Origin of the sequence: Paenibacillus sp. FSL H8-0548, from assembly GCF_038630985.1 — a bacterium.
Lineage (GTDB): Bacteria > Bacillota > Bacilli > Paenibacillales > Paenibacillaceae > Pristimantibacillus.
Genome location: NZ_CP152049.1, coordinates 6,668,221 through 6,685,000, shown reverse-complemented (window position 1 = coordinate 6,685,000; position 16,780 = coordinate 6,668,221). Strand labels below are relative to the sequence as shown.

The 16,780-nt window shown below is 50.7% G+C and carries 11 protein-coding genes, 8 tRNA genes and 1 rRNA gene (1 of these 20 cut by a window edge); 19 read left to right on the top strand and 1 reads right to left on the bottom strand.

Annotation, left to right across the window (positions count from 1 at the left end; genetic code table 11):
• From MHI37_RS28185 to MHI37_RS28145, 9 genes are all read left to right on the top strand, one after another.
• A 23S ribosomal RNA gene (locus tag MHI37_RS28185) occupies positions 1–2,821 on the top strand (it extends 112 nt beyond the left edge of the window).
• 159 nt (positions 2,822–2,980) lie between these two features.
• Positions 2,981–3,056, top strand: a tRNA-Asn gene (locus MHI37_RS28180).
• 4 nt (positions 3,057–3,060) lie between these two features.
• A tRNA-Thr gene (locus tag MHI37_RS28175) sits at positions 3,061–3,136 on the top strand.
• Positions 3,137–3,178: 42 nt separating this feature from the next.
• Positions 3,179–3,253, top strand: a tRNA-Glu gene (locus MHI37_RS28170).
• A 34-nt stretch (positions 3,254–3,287) separates the two neighbouring features.
• Positions 3,288–3,363 (top strand) — tRNA-Val (locus MHI37_RS28165).
• 9 nt (positions 3,364–3,372) lie between these two features.
• Positions 3,373–3,447, top strand: a tRNA-Gln gene (locus MHI37_RS28160).
• 10 nt (positions 3,448–3,457) lie between these two features.
• Positions 3,458–3,533: transfer RNA gene (locus MHI37_RS28155), tRNA-Lys, on the top strand.
• A gap of 13 nt (positions 3,534–3,546) precedes the next feature.
• Positions 3,547–3,631: transfer RNA gene (locus tag MHI37_RS28150), tRNA-Leu, on the top strand.
• A 66-nt stretch (positions 3,632–3,697) separates the two neighbouring features.
• Positions 3,698–3,782, top strand: a tRNA-Leu gene (locus tag MHI37_RS28145).
• Between the two features lie 142 nt (positions 3,783–3,924).
• Here the strand turns inward: MHI37_RS28145 and MHI37_RS28140 are convergent.
• The gene (locus tag MHI37_RS28140; protein ID WP_076339969.1) at positions 3,925–4,515 is read right to left on the bottom strand and encodes a TetR-like C-terminal domain-containing protein; all 591 of its coding nucleotides are present in this window, start codon (positions 4,513–4,515) and stop codon (positions 3,925–3,927) included.
• A 297-nt stretch (positions 4,516–4,812) separates the two neighbouring features.
• Here MHI37_RS28140 and MHI37_RS28135 point away from each other — a divergent pair, with 297 nt between their 5' ends.
• From MHI37_RS28135 to MHI37_RS28090, 10 genes are all read left to right on the top strand, one after another.
• Positions 4,813–6,003, top strand: coding sequence for an acyl-CoA dehydrogenase family protein (locus tag MHI37_RS28135; protein ID WP_076339968.1), 1,191 nt, complete (start codon positions 4,813–4,815; stop codon positions 6,001–6,003).
• Positions 6,004–6,033: 30 nt separating this feature from the next.
• Positions 6,034–7,473, top strand: coding sequence for a 4-hydroxyphenylacetate 3-hydroxylase N-terminal domain-containing protein (locus MHI37_RS28130; protein WP_076339967.1), 1,440 nt, complete (start codon positions 6,034–6,036; stop codon positions 7,471–7,473).
• 41 nt (positions 7,474–7,514) lie between these two features.
• Positions 7,515–8,582, top strand: coding sequence for an FMNH2-dependent alkanesulfonate monooxygenase (gene ssuD, locus MHI37_RS28125; protein WP_076339966.1), 1,068 nt, complete (start codon positions 7,515–7,517; stop codon positions 8,580–8,582).
• A 213-nt stretch (positions 8,583–8,795) separates the two neighbouring features.
• On the top strand, positions 8,796–10,454 hold the full coding sequence (locus MHI37_RS28120; RefSeq protein ID WP_083676588.1) for an ABC transporter substrate-binding protein: 1,659 nt from the start codon (positions 8,796–8,798) through the stop codon (positions 10,452–10,454).
• 26 nt (positions 10,455–10,480) lie between these two features.
• Positions 10,481–11,425 carry an ABC transporter permease gene (locus MHI37_RS28115; RefSeq protein WP_076339965.1) on the top strand — a complete coding sequence of 315 codons (945 nt, stop codon included), beginning with the start codon at positions 10,481–10,483 and terminating at the stop codon, positions 11,423–11,425.
• Between the two features lie 34 nt (positions 11,426–11,459).
• Complete coding sequence (locus MHI37_RS28110) at positions 11,460–12,368, top strand: ABC transporter permease (protein ID WP_218638961.1); 909 nt, start codon at positions 11,460–11,462, stop codon at positions 12,366–12,368.
• A gap of 33 nt (positions 12,369–12,401) precedes the next feature.
• Entirely contained in the window at positions 12,402–13,409 is a 1,008-nt protein-coding gene (locus MHI37_RS28105) for an ABC transporter ATP-binding protein (RefSeq protein ID WP_083676587.1), read from the top strand.
• Positions 13,387–14,193 carry an ATP-binding cassette domain-containing protein gene (locus MHI37_RS28100; protein WP_076339963.1) on the top strand — a complete coding sequence of 269 codons (807 nt, stop codon included), beginning with the start codon at positions 13,387–13,389 and terminating at the stop codon, positions 14,191–14,193. Before MHI37_RS28105 ends, MHI37_RS28100 begins: the two co-directional genes overlap by 23 nt.
• A gap of 47 nt (positions 14,194–14,240) precedes the next feature.
• Positions 14,241–15,551: an LLM class flavin-dependent oxidoreductase gene (locus tag MHI37_RS28095; RefSeq protein ID WP_076339962.1), complete on the top strand. Its 1,311-nt coding sequence runs from the start codon at positions 14,241–14,243 to the stop codon at positions 15,549–15,551.
• Positions 15,552–15,585: 34 nt separating this feature from the next.
• Entirely contained in the window at positions 15,586–16,761 is a 1,176-nt protein-coding gene (locus MHI37_RS28090; RefSeq protein WP_076339961.1) for an LLM class flavin-dependent oxidoreductase, read from the top strand.
• Positions 16,762–16,780 lie beyond the last annotated feature (19 nt).

The following is a 16,780-nucleotide window of genomic DNA, read 5'->3' as shown; positions in this document are numbered from 1 at the left end:
TTCCGAATGGGGAAACCCAGCTGCCGTAATGGGCAGTTACTTTCAACTGAATACATAGGTTGGATAGAGGCATACCAGGGGAACTGAAACATCTAAGTACCCTGAGGAAGAGAAAACAATAGTGATTCCGTCAGTAGCGGCGAGCGAACGCGGATTAGCCCAAACCAAGGAGCTTGCTCCTTGGGGTTGTAGGACGTCTCACATGGAGTTACAAAGGTGTTTGGTAGGCGAAGAGGTCTGGAAAGGCCCGCCAGAGCAGGTAAAAGCCCTGTAACCGAAAGCAAGCACTCTCCGAGACGGATCCTGAGTACGGCGGGACACGAGAAACCCCGTCGGAATCCGGCAGGACCATCTGCCAAGGCTAAATACTCCCTGGTGACCGATAGTGAAGCAGTACCGTGAGGGAAAGGTGAAAAGCACCGCGGAAGCGGAGTGAAAAAGAACCTGAAACCGTGCGCTTACAAAAAGTCAGAGCCCGTTAAATGGGTGATGGCGTGCCTTTTGTAGAATGAACCGGCGAGTTACGATCACGTGCAAGGTTAAGTCGGGAAGACGGAGCCGTAGCGAAAGCGAGTCTGAATAGGGCGAATAAGTACGTGGTCGTAGACCCGAAACCGTGTGATCTACCCCTGTCCAGGGTGAAGGTGCGGTAACACGCACTGGAGGCCCGAACCCACGCACGTTGAAAAGTGCGGGGATGAGGTGGGGGTAGCGGAGAAATTCCAATCGAACTCGGAGATAGCTGGTTCTCCCCGAAATAGCTTTAGGGCTAGCCTCGAGGAATGAGCGTCGTGGAGGTAGAGCACTGATTGGGTGCGGGGCCCGCCAAGGGTTACCAAGTCCAGTCAAACTCCGAATGCCATAGACGTGCTACTCGGGAGTCAGACAGTGAGTGCTAAGATCCATTGTCAAGAGGGAAACAGCCCAGATCATCAGCTAAGGTCCCCAAGTGTGTGTTAAGTGGGAAAGGATGTGGAGTTGCAAAGACAACCAGGATGTTGGCTTAGAAGCAGCCATCATTTAAAGAGTGCGTAATAGCTCACTGGTCGAGTGACTCTGCGCCGAAAATGTAACGGGGCTAAACACACCACCGAAGCTATGACATGTGCCTATATGGTACTTGGGTAGGGGAGCGTTGAATACGGATTGAAGTTGGACCGTGAGGACTGGTGGACTGTATTCAAGTGAGAATGCCGGTATGAGTAACGAAAAGACAAGTGAGAATCTTGTCCGCCGAAAGCCTAAGGGTTCCTGAGGAAGGCTCGTCCTCTCAGGGTAAGTCGGGACCTAACGCGAGGCCGAAAGGCGTAGTGGATGGACAACAGGTTGAAATTCCTGTACCACCGAAGATTGTTTGAGCAATGGGGTGACACAGAAGGGCAGTGACGCGGACTGATGGAATAGTCCGTCTAAGCAGTGAGGCTGGTGTGTAGGCAAATCCGCACACTATAAGGCTGGGCTGTGATGGGGAGCGAAAATTACAGTAGCGAAGGTCATGTACTCCGGCTGTCAAGAAAAGCCTCTAGTGAGATCTAGGTGCCCGTACCGCAAACCGACACAGGTAGGCGAGCAGAGTATGCTAAGGCGCGCGGAAGAACTCTCGTTAAGGAACTCGGCAAAATGACCTCGTAACTTCGGGAGAAGAGGTGCCTCGGTAGGGTGAATAGCCCGAGGGGGCCGCAGTGAAAAGGCCCAAGCGACTGTTTAGCAAAAACACAGGTCTGTGCGAAGCCGTAAGGCGAAGTATACGGGCTGACGCCTGCCCGGTGCTGGAAGGTTAAGGGGAGCGGTTAGGGGTAACCCGAAGCTGTGAACCGAAGCCCCAGTAAACGGCGGCCGTAACTATAACGGTCCTAAGGTAGCGAAATTCCTTGTCAGGTAAATTCTGACCCGCACGAATGGCGTAACGACTTGGGCGCTGTCTCAACGAGAGATCCGGTGAAATTTTAATACCTGTGAAGATGCAGGTTACCCGCGACAAGACGGAAAGACCCCATGGAGCTTTACTGTAACTTGATATTGAACTTTGGTACGATCTGTACAGGATAGGTGGGAGCCTACGAAGCATGAGCGCCAGCTTGTGTGGAGGCACCGTTGGGATACCACCCTGATCGTATCGGAGTTCTAACCTAGAACCGTGAAACCGGTTCGGGGACCGTGTCAGGTGGACAGTTTGACTGGGGCGGTCGCCTCCTAAAATGTAACGGAGGCGCCCAAAGGTTCCCTCAGAATGGTTGGAAATCATTCGCAGAGTGCAAAGGCATAAGGGAGCTTGACTGCGAGACCTACAAGTCGAGCAGGGACGAAAGTCGGGCTTAGTGATCCGGTGGTACCGAATGGAAGGGCCATCGCTCAACGGATAAAAGCTACCCTGGGGATAACAGGCTTATCTCCCCCAAGAGTCCACATCGACGGGGAGGTTTGGCACCTCGATGTCGGCTCATCGCATCCTGGGGCTGAAGTAGGTCCCAAGGGTTGGGCTGTTCGCCCATTAAAGCGGTACGCGAGCTGGGTTCAGAACGTCGTGAGACAGTTCGGTCCCTATCTGTCGCGGGCGCAGGAAATTTGAGAGGAGCTGTCCTTAGTACGAGAGGACCGGGATGGACGTACCGCTGGTGTACCAGTTGTTCCGCCAGGAGCACCGCTGGGTAGCCAAGTACGGACGGGATAAGCGCTGAAAGCATCTAAGCGCGAAGCCCCCCTCAAGATGAGATTTCCCAGTATGTAAGACCCCTTGAAGACGACGAGGTTGATAGGTTCGGGGTGGAAGCACAGCAATGTGTGTAGCTGACGAATACTAATCGGTCGAGGGCTTATCCTAAACACGTTTACTCGGACCCATACATCCGGTAGACAGCAGCATAAAGGTTCAGCAAACCTACCTTTCGTATCCAGTTTTCAGGGCGCAATACCCTGGTTTTCAACCGTGCCTCTTTTGCAGTTGAAGCTCTTGGAGACATTTCAACGCAAATAGCAATGTTCCCTGATAGCTCAGTTGGTAGAGCACTCGACTGTTAATCGAGTTGTCACAGGTTCGAGTCCTGTTCGGGGAGCCATTATGCTCTCATAGCTCAGTAGGTAGAGTGCATCCATGGTAAGGATGAGGTCACCGGTTCGAATCCGGTTGAGAGCTCCAGATTACTTTCAACTAAATGTGTACAAGCTTTAATTTCAGCATGGCCCGTTGGTCAAGTGGTTAAGACACCTCCCTTTCACGGAGGTAACAGGGGTTCGAGTCCCCTACGGGTCACCAATTACCTTTTCTTACTAAAGGCGCCTTTACATTTGGACGCTTAGCTCAGCTGGGAGAGCATCTGCCTTACAAGCAGAGGGTCGGCGGTTCGATCCCGTCAGCGTCCACCATATCGCTCTTGGGGATTAGCCAAGCGGTAAGGCAACGGACTTTGACTCCGTCATTCTCAGGTTCGATCCCTGAATCCCCAGCCATTTTAACTATGAGTCATTAGCTCAGTTGGTAGAGCACCTGACTTTTAATCAGGGTGTCGTAGGTTCGAATCCTACATGACTCACCATTTTTTATAACTTGCGCGTGTGGCGGAATTGGCAGACGCACCAGACTTAGGATCTGGCGTTTCACGACGTGGGGGTTCAAGTCCCTCCACGCGCACCATATTTATCCCTTAATAAGGAAACGTTCAGTAAGTCAACTGAACTATTAAAGCTTTTTACTTTTTATGCGCGTATGGCGGAATTGGCAGACGCACCAGACTTAGGATCTGGCGTTTCACGACGTGGGGGTTCAAGTCCCTCTACGCGCACCATACTTTTAAACACAGCTTTCAGGATCAGTTGATCTTGGAAGCTTTTTTTTATACGCTTAAGTTGGTAAAGTAAGCACCGGATAGCAAACAGCCAGGCAGATCATAGGATCTGCCTGGCTGTTTTTGTGTTGTTGGAATAGGGCTACTCCGTAACGCCCATCGATTTGTTGATACCTAGGTCAGCAATCCGGGAGAGCTGCAGCGCCATGAAGAAGGAAGAGTAGACCATGTTATTGCTAAACCAGTGTCGGATGATGCCGATTAGCGCAAGCACCGTGTAATCGAGCAGAATATCCATTTGAACCAGAAGCCTTTGCTCCATATCCAGGCTGATGATCCTCTGATACATGCTCTCGCGAATAATGTCGTGCAGTTTTCGGTTAAATTCGGGCAAGCTGTGCTTGAACATTAAACGGAAAAACTTTTCATGCTCCATGAGATATTGAAATAAAGCAACGAGCAAAGGATCGGCGGCATCCGCCTTATTAGGGAGCAGAACAAGTTTACCGATTTCTGGTCGCAAGGATTCGGTGAGCATCGTTAGATTATCTCCGATCATTCTCTCCAAAAAGGTATCCTTATCTTGATAGTGGGCATAAAACGTCGAACGGTTAACGTTCGCTTGCTCCGTAATATTCAATATGGTAATTTCCTCAATGGTTTTGCTCTCCAGCAAGTACAGCAAGGCCTCTTCTAAAATAAGACGCGTTCGAGTTACTCTCCTATCTTCCATTTTTAACTCCTCTCTAGTCAAAGCTGCATAATCAAAGATAATGTCGGATATCCATCATAAAATAAAATAGTGATGTTTTGAGGTATTATCAGGAAAATCCTTTCATATCAAGCCAGACGATTAAAGTAATCATGTTGAACATGAAATAAATAACCAACATAAATGGTATATTTTACACTTTAAACAACAGAATTTGATATTTTGATGGTTGTGTCTGGATTTTGAATTGATATAATGATAGCACAAACCCAAGCATGTTCATAGGAATACATAAAATAGATTTAGGAGGAAAATACGATGCCATTTGTGGATCAATTCGCAGTTCCAGCCACAAATCCTTATATAAGCAAAGCTATTGAACTCGCAGATATATTTGCTCAGGATGCGGCTGAGCGTGATCGTGTGGGAGGTGCGCCGCATCAGCAGATTCAATGGATTAAAGAAAGCGGCTTGCTTAAATTACCCATACTCAAAAAATATGGCGGGGAAGAGCAACCGTGGTCAGTCATATTGCGGGTGGTCAGGGAATTTGCAAAAGCAGACACTTCCATCGCTCATTTATATGGTTTTCATTGTCTGAACGTCATCGGCACGATCTGGAAGTGCAGCCCCGAGCAAATTGCTAGCTTACAGGGCGAGACAGCGCGGAACGACTGGTTCTGGGGTAATTCGATCAACTATCTTGACCGCCGTCTGACAGGTAAGAAAGAAGGGAGCCATTACGTGCTTAACGGCTTAAAGGGCTTCTCCTCCGGTTCACCAGTAGCGGATTATTTATCCGTATCATGGCGGGATGAGGAGAAGGATGAGCTGGTATTCGGATGCGTTCCCGTTACGAAAACGGGTTTGACCGTTCATGATGACTGGGATGGGATTGGGCAGCGGCAAACAGGCAGCGGAACAGTACAGTTCGAGAACGTCATCGTGTATGAAGACGAAATCAGTGGTTCCGACAGATTTGCGGATACAGCCTACGCGACGCTCATTCCGATTCTCTCCAAGAGCGTCATGACCAACTTGTTTATCGGGAGCATAGAAGGGGCGATCAAAGAAGCGAGGGAATACACGCTGCGGCATACTAGACCCTTTATCGCATCAGGGGTAGCCAAAGCTACTGAGGATCCGTGGATTCAGCGCCAATACGGCGAGTTATGGCTGCAATTGCTGGCTGCTGCGGCCCTTGGAGACACGGCTCTGGCAAAGGTGGATGAGGTTTGGGAGAAAGGGGAGGCGCTGACAACGGAGGAACGCGGAGAAGCAGCTGTGCTGGTCGGAGCGGCCAATGTGTTCGCGGGAAATGCCGCTTTGGAGGTTACGAGTCGTATATTCGAGGTTATGGGTGCGCGTTCGGCTACGATCAGTCATGGCTTCGACCGCTTCTGGAGAAATGTTCGCACGCATACGCTGCATGACCCGGTTGAATACAAATTGCGCAGCGTGGGCAGTTGGCTGCTAACAGGAAGCGTCCCTTCATCTGTATACGGTTGATTAGGCTATGCGAAGGAGAATCGACATTAAATGAATCATCGTGGGAAACGGTTTGTAGAGAGCCTAGAGGATGGGCGCAGTGTATGGCTTGAAGGGAAAAAGGTGGAGGGGCTTGCACAGCATGCCGCTTTCAAAGGCACATTGAGAACGATCAGCGGATTGTTCGGCATGCTTGACCGGCCAGACGAACAAGAAATAATCGGATATCGCACGACAGAAGGACATTTCGCCCACAGCGCCTTCCTCGTTCCCTATACGGCTGAGGAGTTGGCGAAAAGGACGCAAGCCTTCCATGTATGGTCGAAGCGAACGAACGGGATGATGAGTCGGCTATCCGATTACGCCCGTTCGATTATTACCGGATGGTATGGTGCACGGGTACAGCTAGGCCGGCTAGACCCGCATTTCGAATCCAAAATTAGCGCGTATTACCGAGAAGCAAGAGATCGGGATCTATTCCTAACTACGGCCATCCTTGATCCGCAAATTAACCGGGCCAGTGGGCTGGAAGAGGAGCGCATTGCTGAGAGGTTTCTCCATATCGTAAGGAAAACGGAAGAGGGCATCGTTGTTCGTGGAGCTAAGATGATTGCGACAGGCGCCCCGTACACTCATGACTTTGTTATCTTCTCGCTTTTGAAATTCGAGCAGAATCAAGAGGATCATGCTCATGTGCTTATTGTACCTGCCAATTCGAAGGGGCTCCATATCGTTTGTCGAGAATCCTATGCGGATGACAGGCCAAAGGAACATATTCTGAGCTCCCAATATGAAGAAATGGATGCCGTGCTGTTTTTTGACGATGTGCTGATTCCATGGGAGCGAGTGCTTCTGCAGGGTAACGTCGCAGCGGTTCAAAAGCTTCGTGAGTATAAGGGAGCGAACTCGCTTGCCTACCATCAGACGGCCGTCCGCTCTATTGCAAAGTTTGAATTCGTGACCGGGGTGACGATGGCTATTGCGGAATCCATTGGGGTGAAAGACTATTTGCATATTCAGGAGAAGCTTGGCGAGCTTCTCTCGCAAGTAGATGTCATCAAGGCGCTAGTCATTGCTTCGGAATCCGAGGCGAAGCTGGATGAGTCGGGCATGCTTGTACCTGAAATCAGCTACATCAATACAGCAAGGAATATAGGGACAAAATTTTATCCGAGAGCCATCGAAATTATTCAACAGGTTGGCGGCGGTGGATTCGTACAGACGCCTTCGGGGATGGAGGACTTTTATGGACCGATCTCCAAGTTTATGCATTTGTATTTTGAAGGGGCAACGGTTAGCGCAGAGAAGAAAGTGCAGCTGATGAAGCTGGCGTGGGATTTGGTCGGTAGTCCGCTGGGATCGCGGCACGAGCTTTATGAGCGGTTTTATGCTGGAGACCCGATTCGCCATTATGCTCAGCAGTATCAGGCAGCCAACAAGGCCTATTTCACCGATCCGGTGTGGAAGCTGATTCACGAAGGCGGCAAATAACGATATTGGCTGCTTTGGCCTAAGCAGAGAAGGAGAAGGTTATGAAAATATATTGGTTTATTCCAACCTCACGCACCGATGAGACCTATCTTGGTTCGTCCATAGAAGCAGTCCCTATCACTTATGACTATCTCGGCGAGCTTGCAAGAACATTGGACAAGAAAGGCTATGAAGGGGCATTAGTGGCAACGGGCAAGGTTTGGGAGGATGCTTGGGTAGTTGCTTCCTCGCTGCTTGCCCACACGTCTAAGCTGAAGTTTTTGGTGGCGATTCGGCCAGGGCTGATGTCACCGACACTAGCGGCACGGATGGCCGCCACCTTTGACCGCTTGTCTGGGGGCAGACTGCTCGTCAATGTCGTCACCGGCGGAGATAAAGCGGAGCTGGCGGGAGACGGGCTTCATTTGGAACACGATGAAAGATATGCGTTGACGGATGAATTTGTAGAGGTTTGGAAGAAAACGCTCAGTGGCGAGACGGTCAATCTGGATGGAAAGCATGTGAAGGTTGCGAATGCGGAGCTGCTGTATCGTCCAGTACAGCAGCCTCATCCTCCGTTATATTTCGGAGGCTCGTCAGAAGCGGCTATGCAGGTCGCAGCCAAGCACATTGATGTTTACTTGACCTGGGGTGAAACACCCGAAGCGGTTTCAGGAAAGATCACGCAGATGAGGGAGCTTGCAGCCCTGGAAGGCAGGCAGCTTGAGTTCGGCATCCGTTTGCATCTGATCGTTCGGGAGACGGATGAGGAAGCGTGGGAAGCGGCCGATCAATTAATCCAATACCTTGATGAGGACACTATTGCGGCAGCACAGCAAAAGATCAGAAAGGCTGATTCGGTAGGCCAACAGAGGATGACCGATTTGCATGGCGGTGATCGCGACTCGCTCATCGTCGGTCCGAATCTCTGGTCAGGCATTGGCTTGGTTCGCGGCGGGGCAGGGACTGCGCTAGTGGGAAGCCCTCAGGTAGTGGCAGAAAGAATCCGTGAATACGCGGAGCTCGGGATTACCCATTTCATTTTTTCCGGGTATCCCCATATGAATGAAGCGGTTAGGGTAGCGGATTTGTTATTTCCTTACTTGCCGATTTCATTGGAAGCCGAATAAGCCTAGCGGCGTGAAGGGTGTGATGCAGCATCGCAGCAGTTTGCCATAAGGGCCGTAGCCATCCTTTTCGAAAAGCGGATATAGATGCTCTGAACGAACTTGAGCGACTTAAGAATAGAGCAAAGCAACAGGATTAAAGAAGCAAGGTAACCAAACAACTAAGGACCAGCTCGCTTCAGAGTGCAGGTCTGTAAAATCTTGAGGAGGAAGAACATGAGAAAATCCACATTTAAAACGGGGTCGCGGCTATTGCTGCTGCTTACTTTGGCGCTTAGCGTCGTCGTAACGGGATGCCAAGCAGCAACTAAAAACAACAACGGGGTAAATCAAGCAACGGTTAGTCCAAGCGCCACTACCAGCACTGAGACGGATGCTGCCACGAACGAACCGGTGAAGGATGGTACATTAATCGTCGCATTATCTACGGACGTTACATTGCTCGATCCTACCCGCCAAGGCGGATGGCAGACATTTCTCGTCAATCGCAACATTCATGAGTCTCTCGTGAAGGAGGATTTGTCCAAAACCTCTGAGGAGGCGGCCGTTGTCGAAATTATTCCAAGTCTCGCGGAAACATGGGAAGTATCGCCGGACGGACTTACGTATACCTTTCATTTGAGGAAGGGAGTCAAGTTCCAAGACGGAACGGATTTTAATGCAGATGCCGTTGAATTTAACGTGCGACGCGCTTGGGACAAGGAATTTGAATTTTTCGATGAAGTAAGCGCAACGAATATGAGCCGGATTTATAACGATTTGAAAAGCATTCAGGCTGTAGATGCGAATACGTTCTCGTTCACCTTCAATCATCCTTTCCAAGCTTTTCTTCGACTGCTTGCGCAAGGCAGCACAGGATCGGGCCTGATTGCGAGTCCAACCGCAATTCGTGAACTCGGCAACGACAAGTACGCAGAGCATCCGGTTGGTACAGGCCCGTTTGTGTTTGTGGAACGCGTTATTGGAGATCACGTGACCGTAAAGCGCAACGATAATTACTGGGGCGATAAAGCGTATGCGCAACAATTGATCTTCCGTCTTATCGCGGACAACAATGCAAGGGCAACGGCGCTTCGCACAGGTGAGGTGGATATTATTCTCTCACCTGCGGGAGAGACGATTAGCTCCCTGAAGCAGGACGGTTTTTCAGTGCCTGCGGCGAATTTGCCATCCGTCTTTTATTTGACGCTAAATACGCAGAACGAGTATTTCAAGGATATCAAAGTCCGTCAAGCCTTTGCTTATGCCATCGACCGCGAATCCCTGTCCAAGGATTTGTTGGAGGGCAATGCAACTCCCGCTTACAGTGCCGCTCATACCGGGAATGAAGCGTACGACGCAGACCACAAGCCGTTCCCATACGATCCGGAGAAGGCGAAGCAGCTGCTTGCGGAAGCGGGTTATCCGGATGGCTTTGGAGTTACGATTCAAACCTACACCGGCAATGAAGCTTACGTGGAATGGGTGCAGCGTGATTTGGCTAAGGTTGGCATTCAATTGAAAATCGAAACGTTTGACTGGGCGACCTTTGGCGCACAGCGCTTCATGAAGCCTGAAGTTGGTGTGAATACGATGTCGTGGGGCTTCGTAACCGCCTATTGGATTTATGTGTTGGGGCACTCGGAGAGCACGGGCCGTTACGGAGGATATACCAACCCTGCGATCGATGAGGTCATTGCTAAGGCAAACAATGAGATTGATCCGGACAAAGCGCTGGCTTACTGGAAGGAAGCACGAGACATTATTGACAATGATGTCGCTATCGTTCCCCTTTTCAGCAGCAATACGTCACTAGCGCAAGGTCGAAACGTTAAAGGACTCATCGTACCTTCGCAAAACTGGTTTGATTTGACCAAGGTTTGGACAGAAAAATAATCGCAACGAAACTGGGAGGGTAGTCTGTGACTGGATATATGATCAAACGCTTGCTGGCTGTCTTTCCCGTATTGCTTGTCGTGACTTTTCTAGTTTTCCTCTCCGTGCACTTCAGCCCGGTTAATCCCGTAGAGTCACTGCTCGGAAATGAAGCCTCTCCCGAAGCTGTCGCAAAGCTCACGCATGAGCTGGGCCTGGACAAGCCTATAATGAACCAATATGCAAGCTGGCTGGGAGCTATTTTCTCAGGAGAATTGGGGGATTCGATCATCCGTCGGGTCCCTGTCGCTCCTATTCTAGAGGAGCGCTTCATAAATACTTTAATATTGGCGGCAGGCGGCCTTGTCGTATGCCTAGGGTTCGGGATAACGGTTGGTATATTTGCGGGATTGAAATCGGGGTCATGGTTCGACCGAGTTGTCATGTTCTTTGTCATGATCGGAGCGAACCTGCCTACCTTTTGGCTTGGAATCGTCTTGATGTGGCTGTTCTCGCTGAAGCTGGGCTGGCTTCCTTCCTCGGGTATGTATGACATGAGAGAAGGTAAATCACTGGCAAGCCTGCTCCAGCACCTAATCCTTCCTTCGCTGGCCATCGGCATTTCATCGGTTGCTATCGTGGCAAGGTTAATCAGGGCAAGCGTTATTGATGTTATGAACTCGGATTTTATGTTGACGCTGCGCTCGCACGGCATGTCGGCAGGCAGAATGCTGGGGAAGCATTTGCTGCGTAATATATTGGCGCCTATTCTTACAATTAGCGGACTTGAGATAGGCTATCTACTTAGCGGTGTCTTATTTGTTGAAACGGTGTTCTCGTGGCCAGGTATCGGTACGCTGCTGTATAACAGCATCATGGGGCATGATATTCCGTTTATTCAAGCGGGCGTGCTGCTTGTCGCCTTCACCTATGTACTTATCAATTTAATAACCGATATTCTTGTCGCTTTTTTAAATCCGCGTCTGAAATGATGGCAATTGGCCGGATGGGAGGCTTAGGCAGCAAATGATCACGAAAAAAAGCATGATCCCTTCATTCCTCGGCAGCAGAGGAAACGCTCAAACCGACACACGGCCAGCAATTAGCCGATTCAAGGCGATATGGCTGCGGGATAAATTTGCGCTGACAGGACTGACGATCGTCGTATTGTCCGCGCTTGTTTCCTTGCTTGCCCCCTGGCTTGCACCGTACGATCCCTATATCGGGGAAAACTTGCTTAGGCTGAAGCCGCCGGGAACGGACGGCCACCTGCTTGGATTGGACGGACAAGGAAGGGATATTTTTAGCCGATTGATCTGGGGCGGCCGCTTGTCCTTGATAGCTGGCATTGCACCGCTGGTTTTATCAGCGCTCACTAGCTTAGTGATCGGTCTTGGAGCAGGTTATCTCCGAGGTAAAATCGGAGAATTGTTGATGCGCGTCGTCGATATTTTATTCGCATTCCCTACGGTCTTGATAGCGATGATGATTGTGACCGTTTATCAAGCAGGTTTGCTCTCCATTATATTAACGATATTTATTGCAATGATTCCCCCTATGACAAGGGTTGTCTATTCTTCGGTTACGGCGGAAATCGGCAAGGAGTATATGGAAGCGGCTCGTATTCTTGGGGCATCGAGGTTAACGATCGTATTTCGGGAGCTGCTCCCGAACGTCGTTACTTCGCTGCTGGTGTATACCACCTCGATGGTTGGCAAAATGATCATTTTCTCTGCGGGTCTCAGCTTTATGGGGCTTGGCATTCAGGCTCCGCAGGCCGACTGGGGCAAGATGACCTCAGAAGGGGTCAGTGTACTAATGCAGGGAGCGCACCATGTGGCGACCTTGCCGGGGCTTGTTATTCTTATTGTTGCCTTGGGTTTTAGCTGGGTCGGGGATGCGCTTCGCAACTATTATGATCCGCACTATAAATAAGAGCGAGGGACCATGCAAGGAGGTGAGCCTAGAATGGCATTATTACATGTTCGCGATCTTAGAACGGAATTCTCGACGTCCCGGGGGACTCTTCGCGCGGTTAACGGTATTGATTTCTCCTTGGAGGAGGGTGAGGTGCTCGCCATCGTCGGAGAATCCGGCTCGGGCAAAAGTATTACCGCATTGTCCATTATGGGGCTGCTGCCCGGCGCCACCTCAAGGACGACAGGTGAGATAAGGTTCCGTGATCAGGATTTGGTGAAGATGACGCCGCAGGAATACCGCAGGGTCAGGGGAACCGATATTGCTATGGTATTTCAAAATCCGCTAACGGCACTGGACCCCGCATTTACGATCGGAAATCAATTGATCGAAATCATCGGGATGAGGACTGCCTCCTCCAGAAAGGATCGAAAGCAGGAAGCGGAGCGGGTTCTACATCAAGTCGGTATTACGGACACGCAGCGCGTGTTGCAGGCATATCCGCATGAGTTAAGCGGCGGTATGAGACAGCGGGTTGTTATCGCAATGGCAGTCAGCCGCCGGCCCAAGCTGATCATTGCCGATGAGCCCACGACAGCGCTTGACGCAACGATTCAGAAGCAAATTTTGCAGCTTCTAGCAAGAATCAACCGCGAATCCAATACAGCGATTATTCTCATCACTCATGATTTTGGCGTTGTAGCCAACATCAGTAACCGAGTTGCGGTAATGTATGCCGGGAAGATCGTAGAATACGGAAAAACGGCAGACATTATTGCCCGTCCGCTACATCCATACACCCAAGGGCTAATCGGCTCCGTACCGGATGCCGGTTTCTCCCGGAGAGAACCGGCAGCAAGGAGGCGGCTGGTGCAAATTAGCGGAGCTCCCCCCGATTTGCTGAATTTGCCGCTAGGCTGCGTGTTCTCTGAACGTTGTCCGGAGGCGAAGGCACACTGTCGTACAGCGGAGCCGCAGTTATCACTGCATGCCAGCGGCAGCAGCACGGCTTGTTTTGAACGGGAGGAGCTAAGCTATGAATCCGTTACTAGAGGTTGAGAGTGTTACAAAGTATTACTACACTTCATCCGGATTGTTTCGCAGCAAGAGCAAAGCATTTGCAGCGGTTGAGGATGTGAATCTCATTATTGAACGCGGGGAAATTGTAGGCTTGATCGGGGAGTCGGGTTCGGGCAAGTCTACGCTCGGAAGGCTAATCAGCCGACTTGCTGATCCAACGTCTGGCCGTATCCGATTTGATGGTCACGATATTACCAAGCTTGACCACCGCAGTATGATGCCCTTCTACCGCAGAATGCAGGTCATCTTCCAAGATAATACGTCCTCGCTCAACCCCCGCAGAACGATTGGCGACCAGATCGTTGCTCCTATGTTGAGGCTTGGCGCAGCTCATAACCGCAAAGAAGCAGAAGCTGCAGCTATAAATCTGCTGGAGCGGGTAGGACTCAAGCCTGAATTTTTTCATCGGTATCCGCACGAGTTTTCAGGCGGGCAGCGGCAGCGAATCGGTATTGCCAGAGCACTTGCGGTTAAGGCAGAGTTTTTGATCCTGGATGAACCGACCTCTGCACTTGATGTATCCATACAAGCCCAAATTTTAAATTTGCTGCTTGATTTGCGGGAGGAATTCGGGCTTACCTATTTGTTCATCGGACATAATTTGGCCGTTATCGAGTTTTTTTGCGACCGGGTAATCGTGATGGAGAAAGGCAGAATTGTCGAATCGCTTGCCGCCGAACGGTTGTTCCAGGATGCGCAGCATACCGTTACGCGAAGCTTGCTTGATTCCGTGCTTACTTTGAACGGGACAGCGGATTTATAACAAATTACGATGGAGTCATAGCTTGAAAAAGAAAGGAGGTCTTCTCAATGAAAGCCGCAAGCAAACAAATGAGTCTGGGTGTCTTTCTGCTCGGCGTTGGCCATCATATTGCTTCCTGGAGAAGCCCGAAGGCCGAACCGGAAAGGCTATTTGATTATAGCTACCACAAACAAATTGCGCAGATCGCGGAGCGAGGCAAGATGGATATGCTGTTCTTCGCGGACAGGCTTAGCTTGGTCGACCGCTATGAGGCTTCCATCAAAAATATGATGAATGTGCATTTAGAGCCGGTCACACTGCTGTCCTCCCTCATCGGAGCAACGGAGCATATTGGGTTGGCCATTACCGTTTCAACATCCTTTGCCAATCCCTATCATTTGGCGCGTGATATCTCCTCGCTAGACCATTTGAGTAAGGGACGAGTGGCGTGGAACGTGGTGACGACAGCCGAAGCGGAGGAAGGGCTGAACTTCCGTGAGAGCCACTTCCCTCATGCGCTGCGTTATGAACGGGCGGAAGAATTCGTTGGCATCGTCAATCAGCTTTGGGACAGCTGGGGGGAGGACGCCCGCATCGTTGACCGGGCTGCTGGACGTTATGCCGATCCGGAGAAAATTGATCGCTTTGTCCATGCTGGCAACCACTTTCGCGTCGAAGGTCCTCTTAATCTGCCGCGAACGCCGCAGGGCAAGCCGGTACTGATTCAGGCTGGAGCCTCAGAGACTGGGCAAAATCTCGCAGCTAAAATCGCCGATGTCGTATTTACCGCTTCTCATACCATTGAAGAGGCGCAGTTGTTTTATAGGAGCGTGAAATCCAAGACGCTTCTGCAGGGGAGGAGCCAAGACAGTATTAAAATTTTGCCGGGCATCTATCCCGTTATCGGGCGGACCGAGAAGGAAGCGCGCGAGAAAGCTGAATACTTTCATGAGCTAGTGCTTCCGCAGGTTGGGCTCGCATGGCTGTCGATCGTCCTCGCTTGCGATCTGACGGGCTGTGATCTCGACAAGCCGCTGCCTGAGCTGCCGGATTTGAAGGATGTTAATGCCGGAAAAGGCAGATTTCAGCTTGTATCGGATATGGCTAAGCGCGAAGGGTTGAACGTAGGTCAGCTGATTAAGCACATGATTGGTTCACGCGGGCATAAAACAGTCTATGGTACGGCTTCCCAAGTAGCGGACGTCATGCAGGAATGGTTCGAGCAGGAGGCTTGCGATGGCTTTAACTTGCTGCCGCCGGATTTTCCGGACGGGCTGGAGACCTTTGTGGATCAAGTTATTCCTGAGCTTCAGGCCAGAGGCATTTATAGGACGGAATATGAAGGTACGACGCTTCGGAACCATCTGGGGATCGAATAAGATCATGGCATTGTGATCAAGGAGGGCGTATAAAATGGGAGACAAACGATTGGATACGATGCTGTTGAGCGTTACTCTCAACGGACTTGGCCATCATGCGGCTGCATGGCAGGCTGTCCCGGCTGACGAGAACGAGCTGGATCTAAGCTTCTATAAGAAGCTAGCCGAACGCGCTGAGCAAGCCGGATTTGATTTATTGCTGATTGATGACTTGCCTGGCTTTCACGATTATGACAAAGAGGCGCTTGCGAGAATACCGTCGGCTAGGATCGAGGCGGTATCGCTGGTCTCTGCCCTCATTCCGTTTACGAAGCGGATCGGCCTCGCTGCTGCTGTGGCTGTTGCAAACAACGAGCCTTATCATGTAGCCCGCAAACTTGCGTCCATTGATCATTTGACCAATGGACGTGCGGCATGGAGTATCGCGGCGGATTATCCGGAGGCGATCAAGCGGCATTTTGGAATACCGATCGATATCCATGATGAGGAAAAAACCGAGCAAACCAAGGAATTTATAGATGTGGTACTCAAGCTATGGGACAGTTGGGAGGATGACGCGCTCATTATTGACAAAGCGTCTGGTTATTACGCCGATCCTGCAAAGTACCATCCGCTGCATCATAAGGGAAAGCATTATGTGGTTAAAGGCGCTCTTAATACGAAGCGCCCGCCGCAGGGCTATCCCGTACTGATTCATGATGCGCACTCCGCGGTCCTCTCGCCATTTGAAGCTAAGGAAGCCAATATCCTATTTACATCCCAATCTGAACTTGGTGAGGCACAGCGCTTTTACGGGGAGCTCCATGCCAAACGGCCCGTCCATACAGCGAAGGTGCTGCTTAATATTACGCCTTATCTTGGAAGAACAAATTCGGAGGCTAAAGCCAAAAAGGCAAAGTTAGATGAGGCAGCCTTCGGTTACACGGGTACGCTCGGCGGGCTTAGCGTGCGGGATGCTGTACCGATATTCGGTTCTGCCGCTGAAATCGCCGATCAGTTGGAGCAATGGTTCGCGCATCGCGGCTGTGACGGCTTTAACCTGGTACCAGCGGTTTCGTCTCAGGACCTTCAAGCCTTTGCGGAGGAAGTGGTGCCGGAGCTTCGGCGCCGCGGTTTGTTCCTCAGTGGACAAGCGGACCAGACGCTGCGCGAGCGGTTGGGTGTGCCGGTGCCAGACAATCAATTTGCTGTAAGCCGTACTTTCGCATAGTGGAAAAATCAAATGAAAC

Coding starts and splice junctions, on each gene's coding strand:
- MHI37_RS28140 (WP_076339969.1), bottom strand. CDS start 4,515: ATGGAAGATAGGAGAGTAACTCGAACGCGTCTTATTTTAGAAGAGGCC.
- MHI37_RS28120 (WP_083676588.1), top strand. CDS start 8,796: ATGAGAAAATCCACATTTAAAACGGGGTCGCGGCTATTGCTGCTGCTT.
- MHI37_RS28130 (WP_076339967.1), top strand. CDS start 6,034: ATGAATCATCGTGGGAAACGGTTTGTAGAGAGCCTAGAGGATGGGCGC.
- MHI37_RS28095 (WP_076339962.1), top strand. CDS start 14,241: ATGAAAGCCGCAAGCAAACAAATGAGTCTGGGTGTCTTTCTGCTCGGC.
- MHI37_RS28090 (WP_076339961.1), top strand. CDS start 15,586: ATGGGAGACAAACGATTGGATACGATGCTGTTGAGCGTTACTCTCAAC.
- ssuD (WP_076339966.1), top strand. CDS start 7,515: ATGAAAATATATTGGTTTATTCCAACCTCACGCACCGATGAGACCTAT.
- MHI37_RS28100 (WP_076339963.1), top strand. CDS start 13,387: ATGAATCCGTTACTAGAGGTTGAGAGTGTTACAAAGTATTACTACACT.
- MHI37_RS28105 (WP_083676587.1), top strand. CDS start 12,402: ATGGCATTATTACATGTTCGCGATCTTAGAACGGAATTCTCGACGTCC.
- MHI37_RS28135 (WP_076339968.1), top strand. CDS start 4,813: ATGCCATTTGTGGATCAATTCGCAGTTCCAGCCACAAATCCTTATATA.
- MHI37_RS28110 (WP_218638961.1), top strand. CDS start 11,460: ATGATCACGAAAAAAAGCATGATCCCTTCATTCCTCGGCAGCAGAGGA.